The sequence below is a fragment of the Streptomyces deccanensis genome, assembly GCF_022385335.1.
Classification (GTDB): domain Bacteria; phylum Actinomycetota; class Actinomycetes; order Streptomycetales; family Streptomycetaceae; genus Streptomyces; species Streptomyces deccanensis.
In genome coordinates this window covers 9545999-9559466 of the sequence record NZ_CP092431.1, presented here as the reverse complement: position 1 = coordinate 9559466, position 13468 = coordinate 9545999, and the positions used below count along the sequence as shown (strand labels likewise).

Here is a 13468-nt window from a genome sequence, read left to right as displayed (position 1 = left end):
CACCCCCGCTCCCCGCCTCCACCTCGCTCCACCCACCTCCCCTCGCCGCACCGGCGATCCCCCGAGGAGAACTCCGCAATGAAGCTGATCGGCCTCGAAGAGCACTTCGTGACCCCCGACCTGGTGGGCCATGGCGCGTCCACCGCCTCCATCGCCCAGCCCCATGCGTGGGCCGAGGCCTCCCGCCGGCTCCTCGACCTCACCGAAGAACGCCTCGACGGCATGGACGCGGCGGGCCTGGACATGCAGGTGCTGTCCCTCAACTCCCCCGGGCTCCAGGCGGAGAAGGACCCGGCCGCCGCCGTACGCCAGGCGATCGCGGTCAACGACTTCCTGACCGGTGTCATCACCGAGCACCCCGACCGCTTCTCCGGCTTCGCCGCCCTGCCGCTCCAGGACCCGAGGGCCGCGGCCGACGAGCTGGAGCGGGCGGTCACCCATCTCGGGCTGCGCGGCGCCCTCGTCAACGCGCACACCCACGGCAGGTACCTCGACGACCCCGCCCTGCGGGTCGTGTGGGAGCGCGCCGAGCACCTCGACGTACCGCTCTATCTGCACCCGGCGAACGGCGTCGACACCGCGCATGTGCTGTCCGGCCACCCCGAACTCGTCGGGCCGATGTGGAGCTGGGGCATCGACACCGCCACCCACGCCCTGCGCCTGATCTTCGGCGGTGTCTTCGACGACTTCCCGAAGGCCAAGCTGCTGCTCGGCCACATGGGAGAGGGCCTGCCGTTCGTGATGTGGCGCATGGACTCCCGCTGGGACTTCCACGCCCACCACGGCATCGAGCTCAAGCGGGGCCGCCCCTCGGAGTACCTCCGGGAGAACCTCTACATCACCACCAGCGGTGTCTGTTCCTCCGCGCCGCTGCTCACGGCGCTGCTGTCGATGGGCGCCGACCACATCCTCTTCGGCACCGACTACCCGTTCGAGGACATGGAGACGGCCACGACGTTCCTGCGGAACGCGCCGATCAGCGACGCCGACCGGCAGAAGATCGGCCACCTCAACGCCGAGAAGCTGCTCGGCCTCACCCCGGCCCCGGCACCCGCGTACGCCGGTGTCTGAGCACGAGGGGACCCCCATGTACGACGTCGCCGTCATCGGGTACGGACCCGTGGGCATGGTCACTGCGGCACTGCTCGGTCAGGCAGGACACGACGTGATCGTGCTGGAGCGCTACCCCACCCTCTACAACCTGCCGCGCGCCGCCATCTTCGACGACGAGACGATGCGGACGTTCGACCGGCTCGGCCTCTCCGAGACCCTCCTGCCCACGCTGCACGTCCAGCGGAACTACGAGTGGCGCAGCGGCGTGGGCGAGTTGCTCATCGAGCACGACTTCGCCGCCGTCGGCGGCCAGGGCTGGGCGGAGTGGTACATGATGTACCAGCCCTACCTGGAGGACGCCCTCGACGGTCTGGTCCGCGGTCTGGAGAACGTCCGGATCCGGATGGACTCCCGGGTCACGGGACTGCGTCACACCGATCAGGGCGTGGACATCCAGGTCGAGGGCGACGACGACGCCGTCTCCGCCCGGTACGTCGTGGCCTGCGACGGCGGCAACAGCTTCACCCGCACCTGGCTGGGCATCGGCCAGGAGGACCACGGCTTCTCCGAGCCGTGGATGGTCTGCGACTTCCGGCTGACCGAGGGCGGCGGCGCGGACATCCCCAAGGCCCGCCAGGTCTGCGACCCGAAGCAGCCCATCTCGATCATCTCGCTGGGCCCGAAGCACCACCGGTTCAGCTTCATGCTCGACTCCGAGGACTCCTTCTCCGTCGAGCGGGAGCCCGACCGGGTGTGGGCGAGGGTCGCCGCCTACGTCGACCGCTCGCAGGCAGAGCTGATCCGGGTCGCCACGTACACGTTCCGCTCACTGGTCGCGGAGCGGTGGCGCAGTGGCCGGATCCTGCTGGCCGGGGACGCGGCGCACCAGATGCCGCCGTTCCTCGGGCAGGGAATGTGCTCGGGCATCCGGGACGCGCAGAACTTCGCGTTCAAGCTGGACGCGGTGCTGCGTGGGGCCGACGACGCGCTGCTCGACACGTACCAGACCGAACGTGAGCCGCATGTCCGGGCCATCATCGCCAAGGGCATCGAGCTGGGCCGAGTGCAGACGATGCGGGACCCGGTGGCCGCCGCCGAGCGCGACGCCCGCCTGATCGCCCAGCGCGAGGCGAACGGGCGCCCGGAGAAGATGCGGTTCCCGGGGCTCGGCCCGGGTCTGCACGACGCGTCCCCGCAGGCAGGGCATCTGATGCCGCACGGCCGGGTCGAGCACGACGGCACCGAGGGGCTCTTCGACGCCGTACTCGGCCGGGGCTTCGTCCTCCTCGTCGACGGCCGCGACGGCGCCTCGCTCGATGCCTCGGCCCTGGCGGAAGCCGCCCGGCTCGGGGTCGCCGTCCACCACCTCACCGACCGTCGCCTCACCACCGAGGGGGTCATCGATGTCGGCGGCGTCTACGGGCGCTGGTTCGACGAGACCGGCCGTACCGCCGTTCTGTGGCGGCCCGATTTCTACATCCTCGGCACCGCGGACACCCTCTCCGGCGTCCCGGCGCTCCTGAAGACCCTTGCCAACGCAGTGGAGCCGATGCAGGCTCCTGCCACCGTCGGAGAAAGGATCCGGCCATGACCGCTCCCTCTGTCATACGCCCGAGAGTCACCAGAGTGCCCGCGAACACCTTCATCCTGGTCGCCGCCTGGATCGTCTCCTCCCTGGAGGGCTACGACCTCGCCGTGTACGGCGTCACCGTCCCCTCCATCCTGGGCGACCCCTCGCTGGGCATCGACAAGGCCGAGGCGGGCACGATCGGCTCGCTCGTCGGCATCGGGATGCTGATCGGCGCGGCCTTCGCCGGAGCCCTCGTCCACCGCACCGGCCCGCGCCGGCTGCTGCTCGCCGGGACCGCCCTGTTCACGCTCGGCATGGCGATCTGCACGGTCGCCGGCGGTGTCCCGTCCTTCGGCGCCGGGCGTCTGATCGTCGGGCTCGGCCTCGGTGTCGTCCTGCCGACGATCAACGCGTACGTGGCCGACCTCAGCGACCCGGGCCGCCGCAGCCGCAACGTCGCCCTGATCATGAGCGGTTACGCGGCCGGCGCCCTGCTCTCCCCGCTGCTCGGCACGGCCCTGCTCCCTGACGTCTCGTACCGGTGGCTGTATGTGATCGGTGTGCTCCCGGTGTTCCTGGCCATCCCGCTCGTGCTCCGGCTGCCGGAGAGCCCGTTCCACCTGCGCCGCACCGGCCGCGCCGACGAGGCGCGCGCGGTGGAGCAGCGCCTCGGGCTGACGCCCGCCGAGGACGCGCCGACGGCGGACCCGGGCCGCTGGCTGGGCCTCGGCTCGCTGCTGACCGGTGGCCTCGCCGTCTCGACCGTCCTGTTCTGGGCCATGTCCTTCTGCGGGCTCCTGCTGGTCTTCGGCATCAGCACCTGGCTGCCCAGCATCATGCAGGCCGCCGGGTTCTCCCTCGGCTCGGCGCTGCTGCAGACGGCGGCCATGTGGCTGGGTGTGGGCGTCGGGGCGATCGTCGGTGGCCGGATCGCGGACGCGCTGGGCGCCAAGCGGGTCGTGGTCGTCGCCTTCCTGGTCGGCACGCTCAGCCTGATCGCCATGAGCACGCGTCCGCCGACGGCCGTGATGTTCGTGCTGATGTTCATCAGCGGCTTCGGGTTCATCGGTTCGCAGATCCTCGGCAACGCGTTCATCGTGACCCGCTACCCGGACGCCGTACGCGGCAACGGCCTCGCCTGGGCCCTGTCCATCGGCCGGTTCGGCGCGATCGTCGGCCCGTCCCTGGGCGCGTTCGTGCTCAGCTCCGGCGCCGACATCTCCTGGGCCTTCTACGCCTTCGCCGTCCCCGCGCTGGTCGGGGCGTTCGCGGCGGGTGCGGTGCCCCGGGCCCGGACGGTGGCCGCGTGACCGCTTCCGTGGTCTACGAGTCCTGGGGTCAGCGGGTCGTCTTCGGCTCCGGCACCGCACGGGACGACGTGGCGGCCGCGGTCACCGGGCTCGGCGCGAGCCGGGTCCTGGTGATCGCGGCCGACGGGGAGCGGGCCCTCGCCGAGGACATCTGCGAGGACCTGCCCGTCGTGGCGGTCTTCGGCGAGGTCCGCCCCCACGTACCGGTCGAGGTCGCCGAGGCCGTACGCGCCGCCGCCCGCGAGCACGCGGCCGACCTGCTGCTGAGCGTCGGAGGCGGCTCGACCACCGGCACCGCCAAGGCGGCCGCGCTCACCACCGGGCTCCCGATCCTCGCCGTCCCGACGACCTACGCCGGCTCCGAGGCGACCCCCGTGTGGGGCCTCACCGAGGACGGCCACAAGCGCACCGGCGTCGACCCGAAGATCCTCCCCCAGGTCGTCGTCTACGACGCCACGCTGATGCAGTCGCTGCCGACGCGGCTGTCGGTGACGTCGGGCCTCAACGCCCTCGCCCACTGCGTCGACGCGTGGTGGGCGCCCCGGCACAACCCGATCAGCTCCGCCCTGGCCGTCGAGGGCGTCCGGTCGCTGGCGTCCTCGCTGCCGCGCATCGTCGCGGACGGCCAGGACGTCGCGGCCCGGCGCGACATCCTCTTCGGCACCTATCTCGGGGCGGTCGCCTTCGCCGGGGCCGGTTCGGGGCTGCACCACAAGGTGTGCCACGTCCTCGGCGGCGCGTACGACCTCGAACACGCCGCCCTGCACTCGGTGGTCCTGCCGCATGTGGTCGGCCTCAACCTGCCGGCGGCGCCGGAGGCGGAACGGTGGCTGGGAGCGGCGCTCGACGCGCCCGCCGACCCCTTCGGGGCGCTCCTCGATCTCTACACGCGACTTCAACCCCCGTGTTCCCTGGGCGAGTTGGGTCTCACCGAGGAGGAACTCGACCGGGCCACCGACCTGGTCATGACCCAGGTGCCGGACTCCAACCCGCGCCGGGTGACCCACGACGAGATGCGCGCCCTGCTGGGGCGGGCGTGGCGCGGGGACGTCCCGGCGCAGGTCCCTGTCCTCCCCGGGACGGAGATTCACCGATGAATGAGCAACGCCTGACCGACCAGGTCGTCGCGAGCTTCGACTCCGCGAAGGACGACCGCTTCCGTGAGCTGATGCAGGCCCTCGTACGCCACGCGCACGCGTTCGTGCGGGAGACGCGGCTCACCGAGGACGAGTGGAACGAGGCGATCGGGTTCCTGACGGCGGCCGGTCACATCACGACCGACACCCGCCAGGAGTTCGTCCTCCTCTCCGACGTCCTCGGCATCTCGATGCTGACCGTCACGGTGAACGAACCGGGCGACGGCGAGGCCACCGAGTCCACGGTCCTCGGCCCGTTCTTCGTCCAGGACTCGCCCGCGATCGAGCCCGGCGGGGACATCGCGGGCGGCGCGAGCGGCGAACCGTCCTGGGTCAGCGGCCGGGTCACCGGCCCCGACGGCACCCCCGTCGCCGGAGCGCGCGTCGAGGTGTGGGAGGCCGACGACGACGGGATGTACGACGTCCAGTACGACGACGGCGCCGGCGAACTCGCCGGGCGCGCCCACCTGTTCACGGACGCCGAGGGCGGCTACCGGTTCTGGGGGCTCACCCCCACGCCGTATCCGATCCCGGACGACGGACCGGTCGGCCGACTGCTGGACCACGCCGGACGTTCCCCGATGCGGGCACCGCATCTGCACTTCAAGGTGACGGCGCCGGGTTTCCACCCGCTCATCACGCACATCTTCGTCGCGGGCGACTCCTGGCTGGAGCGGGACTCGGTGTTCGGGGTCAAGGAGTCACTGATCCGCCCGTTCGAGCGCCACGAGCCCGGAACCCCGACGCCGGACGGGCGTCGGATCGACGGCACCTGGACCTCGGCGACCTTCGACATCGTGCTGAGGAAGGGGTAGCCGTTCCGGTTTGCCGACGCCGAGCAGCTCGTCGCCGTAGCCGCGGGCCGGTCGGCCCGTGGGGCTCTGCTGGTAAAATGGGGGCACGCTTCGACACCGCCGGGGCCCGTACCGAGGGGTACGGGCCCCGGCGCGTTCCGGGCGCCACTCCAGGAAAGGTTCCCCCTTGCACGCGAAGCCGTCGTCCACCCCTGAGCCCCAGAGCGAGTCCTCGGCACCGGAGGCGGCGTCCCGGGAGCTGCCGCCGGCCGAGTCGTTCGACGCGCTCGGTCTGCCGCCGGAGCTGCTGCGGACCATGACCGAGCTGGGGGTGCGGGAGCCGTTCCCGATCCAGGCGGCGACCCTGCCGAACGCGCTGGCGGGCCGTGACGTCCTCGGCCGGGCGCGGACCGGCTCGGGCAAGACGCTGGCGTTCGGGCTCGCGCTCCTGGTCCGGACGGCGGGGCTGCGGGCGGAGTCCAAGCGGCCCCTGTCGCTGGTCCTGGTGCCGACCCGGGAGCTCGCGCAGCAGGTGGACGCCGCGCTGACGCCGTACGCACGAACCCTGGGGGTGCGGCTGGCGACGGTGGTCGGCGGGCTGTCGATCAACAAGCAGCAGGCGGCGCTGCGGGCCGGCGCCGAGGTGGTCGTCGCGACACCGGGGCGGCTGGCCGATCTGGTGTCGCGCCGGGACTGCCACCTGGACCGGGTGCGGATCACGGTGCTGGACGAGGCGGACCAGATGTGCGACCTGGGGTTCCTGCCGCAGGTGTCGGAGATCCTGGAGCAGGTCCGCCCGGACGGGCAACGGCTGCTGTTCTCCGCCACCCTCGACCGCGAGGTCGACCAGCTGGTCCGCGACCACCTGCACGATCCGGTGCTCGCCTCCGTCGACCGGGCCGCGGGCTCGGTCACCACGATGGAACACCATGTGCTGAACATCCACCCGGCCGACAAGTACGCCACCGCGACCGAGATCGCCGCGCGGGACGGCCGGGTGCTGATGTTCCTCGACACCAAGGCCGGGGTGGACCAGTTCACCCGCCATCTGCGGGCCAGCGGCGTACGGGCCGCCGCCCTGCACAGCGGCAAGTCGCAGCCCCAACGCACGCACACGCTAGGGCAGTTCAAGGACGGCGCGATCACCGTGCTGGTCGCCACCAACGTCGCGGCCCGGGGCATCCACATCGACGCGCTCGACCTCGTCGTCAACGTCGACCCGCCCGCCGACGCCAAGGACTATCTGCACCGTGGCGGGCGCACGGCGCGCGCCGGGGAGTCCGGGAAGGTCGTCACCCTGGTCACGCCGAACCAGCGCCGCGACGTCAACCGGATGATGTCCGAGGCCAAGATCCGGCCGACGGTCACCCAAGTACGGTCCGGCGAGGCGCAGTTGACTGCCATCACCGGGGCGAAGCGGCCGCCGACCGACACGAGGCCCAGCGGGGGCAACGCGCCCTTCCGGGGACTCGGCACCCGGCCGGGCCGCCCCGCGAAGGAGTCCCGCAAGGCCGCCGAGGCCCGGAAGGCGGCGGAGGCCCGCGCGGCCGCCCGGGTGCGCAAGGGCCGCTGACGCCTGGGCGCCGGGGGTCGGCGCGGCCGACGCTCAGGAGTCGGGGGCGAGACCGAGGGTCGTGAGGGCCGACGTGCCCGTGGCGGTGTGCTCGCCTCCGGCGAGGAGGAGGGTGCGGGCCGACTGGTACGGGCAGTCGGCGGCGTCGAATGCCGTGGCGGCTGCGAGCAGGCCGGGCAGGTCGCCGTCCAGGAGCGCCTGCGCGCGGTCCAGTTGGGCGGTGGCGACCGGGTTTCCGGCGACCAGGTTCCGGGCGGTGGCGACCCGCGTCCGGGCCTGGGGGTGGCTGGCAAGGACCGAGGCCTCGGCGCGCAGGCCCACGTACCAGTGGTGCCAGATCCAGGAGACCCACTTCCACACCTCGTCCGGTTCCGGCGCGACCCGGGCCAGGGCCTCGTCCGGGTCGCCGTGCTGCAGGAGCACCATGGCGTCGAAGACCGCGCCGTAGCCGTGGTGGTGCTCCGCCGCGGTACCGGCCTCCGTGACGACCGCCAGCCAGCTCTCCCGCGCCGCGTGGTCGCCGCGCAGACCGTGGATCATCGCGACGCCCGCGGCGGCGGGACCGAGGGAGTACGACCGCTGCCGGCCGCTCCGGCGCCATGCGTCGAGGAACCGTTCGCTGCCGCCGAGCACGTCCCCGCCGTTGCCCGCGAACGCGTCCGCGACCATCAGCCAGGACGTGGCGTGGTGCTCCACCTCGGCGAACAGGGGATGGTCGGCGAGCTGCCTGGCCCACCGGCGGGCCTGCGCCAGCTCGCCCACGCCGATTGCGGTGCCGGCCGCCATGGCGAGGGCGTCCATCAACTCCTGTGTGGCGGCGGGGGTGTGCGGCAGCGGAGTGAGGATCTCGATGCGGCGCCGGGCGGCCGCCGCCGCGCCGAACGAGTCACCGGCCCAGGTCCGGGCGCCGGACAACGCGTCGAGCGCGGCGGACTCGGCCACGGCATCCCCCGCCGCCCGAGCCAGCCGGACCGCCCGCTCGGCACAACCGACGGTCTCCCGCGCACTGTTGTCGACGTCCCCCTGCACGGCCCCGAAGGCGTCCCTCACCACAGCGGCTTCGGCGAGCGCGAGAGCGGCGACGACGGAGACGTCCGCGGCGACTGCCGGCTCGGGCGAGGGGGTGGGGGTGGGGGCTGGGGAGGCCGACGGGTGGGGGGTTGGGTCCGTGGCTATGGATGACAGGTCGTGGGTGGAGGGGGCCAAGCCGACGCCGGGCAGCTGAACTTGGGCGCCCGGGGGAAGATTCGTGGCGCCGGACGGCGGGTCTACGGCAATGGACGGCCGGTCGGCGGCGAACGGCGGCAGTCCTGTGGCGCGGGAGGGCAGTTCTGTCGCGCCGGGCGACGGTTCCGTGGCGCGGGAGGGCAGTTCCGTGGCGCCGGGCGGCAGTTCTACGGCACCCGAGCGCGGGCCGGGGGCGCCGGGTGGCGGACCCGTGACACCGGAGAGTTGGTGGGCCGTTGTCAGGAGCGCGGTGGCCTCCGCCGGCGTGGGGAGGTGCGCGAACTCGCTGGAGAAGCGGTACGCGACCGTGGCGGCGGCTGCCAGGTCGCGGGCCGCGCCGGTGCGGTCGCCGGCGCGCAAGGCGGCCTCGGCGGCCGCGCGGTGCAGGCGGTACATGTCATCGCCGAGCCGACGGCAACCGGCCACCCCCGCCGCCTCCCGCAAGGCCTCGGCAGCAGCGGCGGCCGCCTCGGCCAGCGTCGCGGCCTGCTCGTAGCGTTGCTGGCTCTCGCCCAGCAGGTTGCGGGTGAAGGTCAGGCCCGCGAGGGTCAGGGCGAGGCGGTGGGCGGTCTGACGGTGGTCGGGGCGGGCGGCGGCCCAGGCGAGGGACGCCCGGAGGTCGTCCGCGACGGCGTCGAAGCGTGCGCGCCAGTCCGGTCCCTCGCCTCCGGCGAGAGCGGTCGCACCGGCCAGGCACCAGGCGGCGTGACGCGCTCGCACGCCCGTCAGCTCCTCGGCGTCGGCGAGTCGCTCCACCCCGTACTGCCGGATGGTCTCCAGCGCCTGGTAGCGGGTCCCGGTCGCGGTCGGCGTCGCGGTGAGCAGGCTCTGTTCGGCGAGCCGGCCGAGCCCGTCGGCGACCCCCACCGGGTCCAGCGGCGCGAACCCGGCGACGACACCGGCCGCCTCGGCGGTGAACGGCATGACGAACACCGAGATCCGCCGCAGCAGCGCCCGGTCCGGCGGCTCCAGCAGATCATGGCTCCAGTCGAGCGCGGCCCGCACCGACCGGTGCCGGTCGTCCGCACGGGGGCCGCCCGCGAGGATGCGCAGCTGGTCGGAGAGCCCGGCGGTGAGGCCGTCCAGTCCGAGGGTGGGCCAGCGTGCCGCCGCCAGTTCGATCGCGAGGGCCATGCCGTCGAGGCGTTCGCAGATGTCCGCGATCCGGTCGCGCAGGGCCGGTTCCGGTGGCCGGCCGACCGCCGCCGCCCGTTCCAGGAAGAGGGTCACAGCCTCCGAGTCGGCGCCGCCGTCCGAGGACAGCGGCGGCACCGGGAACACCCATTCGAACGGCACCATCATCCGGGCGCGGCTCGTCGCGAGCACCCGGACCCTCGGGCAGGCGACCAGCAGCCGTTCCAGGAAGGGCGCGACCCCCTCGCGTATCTGCTCGCAGTTGTCCAGGACGAGCAGCGTCTCACGGTCCGCCAGGGCCGCCGACACCGATTCCTCGACGCCCCGCCCGGGTTGTTCGCCCACACCGACGGCCGCCGCGACCGCCGCGCCGACCCGCGCCGGGTCGGTGACCGGTGCCAGGTCGACGAACCACACCCCGTCGGCGAACTCGCCGGCCGCGTCCGCCGCCACCGCCAGCGCGAGCCGGGTCTTGCCCACCCCGCCCGGACCGACGGCCGTGACCTGCCGACGCGTCTTCACCGCCTCGGCCAGTTCGGCGCGTTCGCGCACCCGGCCGACGAACGCGGTCAGCGGTGCGGGAAGGGCCGGTGCCGGGCGACGCCGGTCGGCACGAGCGAGGTCGGCCGCGTGCCGGGAGAGCGCCCGCCGGTCCGGTTCGTCGAGCTTGCGCAGCAGGGCGGAGACATGGGACTCGACCGTGCGTACGGAGATGAACAGGCGGGCGGAGATCTCCGCGTTGCTGAGGTGCTCCCCGAGCAGCGCGAGCACGTCGGCTTCCCGAGCCGAGATCACTGGACTGGACACCGGGTCATTATCCGCCGCTCCGTGGCCTCTCGGTGGCCGCTCAGTGGTGGAATCCGTGCTCACCACGGAGGCGGGCCGTGGCCCCGCCGGGGGAGGCTGTGACCACGGCGAACGCACCCGGCGGCCACACCGGACGGGACGCGGCCCCGCCCTCCCGTGAGCCCGAGCGATTCAGGAGTGACCATGCCCGGTTCGTCCGCCACCCAGCCGGCCAACGGGCCTGCCGACCAGCCGACCGACCACTCGGCCGACCAGTTCGCCGCCCCGCCCGCCGGCCCCCGCCCTCGCGCGGTGCGGCGCCGCGACACGGAGCACCGGCTCACCCACGACGCCGATGTCTGGGTGGCCAGCGCCTCGGCGGACGGTGTGCCGTACCTGGTACCGCTGTCGTTCGACTGGGACGGCGAGACGTTGCTGCTGGCGACGCCGGGCGACAGTCCGACGGGCAGGAACCTGGCCGCGACCGGCACCGCTCGGCTCGGGCTGGGCCCCACCCGGGACGTGACCATGATCGAGGGCGAGGTGGAGGTGCTCCCGATCGACGCGTTGTCGGCGGAGCGGGGGGACCGGTTCGCCGCGCGCACCGGTTTCGATCCCCGGGTCTCGACCGTCTCGTACCGCTGGTTCCGCGTCACCCCGACCCGGGTGCAGGCCTGGCGCGAGGCGAACGAGTTGACGGGGCGTCAACTGATGCGCGAGGGCCGCTGGCTCTACTGACGGACATCATCACTGTGCTGTGCGAGGAAGGAAAACTGCCATGACGAACACACGGAAGACCCCCCGGAGCGCCGCTACGGCGGAGAAGAAGTTCGACGGGTTCTCGGCCGAGGAGCGCGAGGCGATGCGGGAGCACGCGCGGGACCTGAAGACGTCCGCCCGCCGCGGATCGCGAGCCTCCAAGGCGGACTTGGAGAGCGATGTGCTCGCGAAGATCGCCGAGATGGAGGACGCGGACCGCGTTCTCGCCGAGCGGGTGCACCAGATCGTCGCCACCGCCGCACCCGACCTCTCGCCCAAGCTCTGGTACGGCATGCCCGCGTACGCCAGGAACGGCAAGGTCGTCTGCTTCTTCCAGAGTGCGCGGAAGTTCCGGACCCGGTACGCCACCCTCGGCTTCAGCGACCAGGCGCACCTCGACGAAGGTGCCCTGTGGCCGACCACGTACGCCCTGACGGAGCTGACGGCCGAGACGGAGGCACGGATCGGCGAACTCGTCCGGAGGGCGGCGGGCTGAGAGGGCAGCGGGCCGAGAGGGCGGCGGCTGAGTCGGCTGCGGCTGAGAGGTGACGGGCTTCCCCACACAAAGAGGCCAACTTCCTTCACAGCAAGGCACCTTGACCCCGATCCGGCGCACTGGTTCCGTGGGGAGGCCACACATGGGAGCGCTCCCAACCGGTGAGAAAGGATTCCCAATGGAGTTGTCAACCCGCGTTGGTGACTCGCTGTGAGCGTGTCAGCCCAGCATGACGGGGGTCTGCGGTGCCGTGAGTTCGAAGGCGCGGCCGTCGCGTATGAGTGCCCACAGGACGTTCAGGCGGCGTCGTGCGAGGGCGATGATTGCCTGCTTGTGGCCCTTGCCCTCGGCTCGTTTGCGCTCGTAGAAGGCTTTGGAGACGGGGCAGGAGCGGGCGGCGACCATGGCGGACATGTAGAAGACCCGCAGCAGGCGTCGGCAGTAGCGGCGTGGGCGGCGCATGTTGCCGCTGATGCGTCCGGAGTCCTTGGGGACCGGGGCCAGGCTAGGCGACAGCCGGCGAGGCGGTCAGCGCTGGCGAAGACGCTCAGGTCTCCGCCGGTGTGAGCGATGAACTCGGCGCCCAGGACGGGGCCGAGGCCGGGCATGCTCAGGATGACCTCGGCGTGCGGGTGGTCGCGAAACCGGCCCTCGATCAGGGCGTCGGTCTCGGCGATCTCCTCGTCGAGGGCCATCACCTCCCTCGCGAGCCTGGCCACCATGGCGGCGGCCAGCTTCTCCCCGGCGACGGCGGTGTGCTGGGCCTCGGCGGCCTCCACCGCGGTGGCCGCAACGAGCTGATAGTTGCGGACCTTGCGGTTCTTCAGCCAGGTCGCGAGCCGGGTCCTGCCGACGCGCCGGAGGGCGGCCGGGGTCTGGTACTGCGTCAGCAGCACCAGGGCCGCCTTGGACGTCTTGTAGTCGAAGGCGCGTTCCAGGGCGGGGAAGTACTCCAGCATCTGGGCTCGCAGCCGGTTGATGGTCCTGGTGCGGTCGGCGGCCAGGTCCAGGCGGCGCGAGGTGAGGATGCGCAGGTCCACGGCGATGTCGTCGCCTCGGTGCACAGGTTCCAGGTCGCGGCGCATGCGGGCCTGGTCGGCGATGACGAAGGCGTCCTTGGCGTCGCTCTTGCCGTCGCCCCGGTAGGAGCCGGAGGCGTGATGGACGGTGCGGCCGGGGATGTAGAGGACCTGCTGGCCGTTGTCGGTCAGCAGCGCGATCATCAGCGCGGCCCCGCCGGCTGTTGAGGTCGATCGCCCAGGTCACCGGGGCGCCGTCGCTCAGCTCCAGCACATCGGCGATCAGCTTCAGCAGCGCGGTCTCGTCGTTGTCCACCCGCCGCGACAGCCGGCGCTTGCCGTCCGCGTCGAGCACCACGCAGTGATGCGCGGCCTTGCCCGCATCCGTACCGGCCCACAGCTCGGGCACGGCCACCTCCGAAGTCGTATCCGTTCACAGCCCAGCAGACGACCTCGCCAGCGTGTCCTTACCAAGCGATCTTGTGCCGCGCATCCCAATGAGTGGTCGAGTCGTCGCGGGATGCCGAGCGGCCAATCCTTTCAAGCCACCAGTGGGCGGAAACCCATGAGCCACACCCAGCATCCCCGGGTCTTTCGATCCTACGAGTGAC

Annotated in this window: 9 protein-coding genes and 1 pseudogene; 8 read left to right on the top strand and 2 right to left on the bottom strand. The window is 72.6% G+C overall.

Annotated features, from left to right (window positions below; all coding sequences use genetic code 11):
- Positions 1–78 precede the first annotated feature (78 nt).
- From L3078_RS42025 to L3078_RS42000, 6 genes are all read left to right on the top strand, one after another.
- Complete coding sequence (locus L3078_RS42025; protein ID WP_239759530.1) at positions 79–1071, top strand: amidohydrolase family protein; 993 nt, start codon at positions 79–81, stop codon at positions 1069–1071.
- Positions 1072–1087: 16 nt separating this feature from the next.
- Complete coding sequence (locus tag L3078_RS42020; RefSeq protein ID WP_239759524.1) at positions 1088–2644, top strand: bifunctional 3-(3-hydroxy-phenyl)propionate/3-hydroxycinnamic acid hydroxylase; 1557 nt, start codon at positions 1088–1090, stop codon at positions 2642–2644.
- A gap of 35 nt (positions 2645–2679) precedes the next feature.
- Positions 2680–3933 (top strand): MFS transporter, encoded by a 1254-nt coding sequence (locus L3078_RS42015; RefSeq protein WP_239759523.1) that lies wholly within the window; start codon positions 2680–2682, stop codon positions 3931–3933.
- Complete coding sequence (locus L3078_RS42010; RefSeq protein WP_239759522.1) at positions 3930–5030, top strand: maleylacetate reductase; 1101 nt, start codon at positions 3930–3932, stop codon at positions 5028–5030. The genes L3078_RS42015 and L3078_RS42010 overlap by 4 nt, the downstream gene beginning before the upstream one ends.
- Complete coding sequence (locus L3078_RS42005; RefSeq protein WP_239759519.1) at positions 5027–5884, top strand: dioxygenase family protein; 858 nt, start codon at positions 5027–5029, stop codon at positions 5882–5884. The genes L3078_RS42010 and L3078_RS42005 overlap by 4 nt, the downstream gene beginning before the upstream one ends.
- 166 nt (positions 5885–6050) lie before the next feature.
- Entirely contained in the window at positions 6051–7436 is a 1386-nt protein-coding gene (locus tag L3078_RS42000) for a DEAD/DEAH box helicase (RefSeq protein WP_420864147.1), read from the top strand.
- A gap of 33 nt (positions 7437–7469) precedes the next feature.
- Here L3078_RS42000 and L3078_RS41995 read toward each other — a convergent pair whose 3' ends face one another.
- On the bottom strand, positions 7470–10604 hold the full coding sequence (locus L3078_RS41995) for an ATP-binding protein (protein WP_239759516.1): 3135 nt from the start codon (positions 10602–10604) through the stop codon (positions 7470–7472).
- Between the two features lie 183 nt (positions 10605–10787).
- On the opposite strand from L3078_RS41995, the gene L3078_RS41990 reads away from it, so the two are divergent.
- Both L3078_RS41990 and L3078_RS41985 read left to right on the top strand, forming a co-directional pair.
- A complete protein-coding gene (locus tag L3078_RS41990) occupies positions 10788–11321 on the top strand; it encodes a pyridoxamine 5'-phosphate oxidase family protein (RefSeq protein ID WP_239759514.1) in 534 nt (177 codons plus the stop codon).
- A gap of 40 nt (positions 11322–11361) precedes the next feature.
- Positions 11362–11838 (top strand): iron chaperone, encoded by a 477-nt coding sequence (locus tag L3078_RS41985; protein ID WP_239759513.1) that lies wholly within the window; start codon positions 11362–11364, stop codon positions 11836–11838.
- Positions 11839–12057: 219 nt separating this feature from the next.
- Here L3078_RS41985 and L3078_RS41980 read toward each other — a convergent pair.
- Positions 12058–13272: pseudogene (locus tag L3078_RS41980) on the bottom strand (IS110 family RNA-guided transposase).
- Positions 13273–13468: the final 196 nt, after the last annotated feature.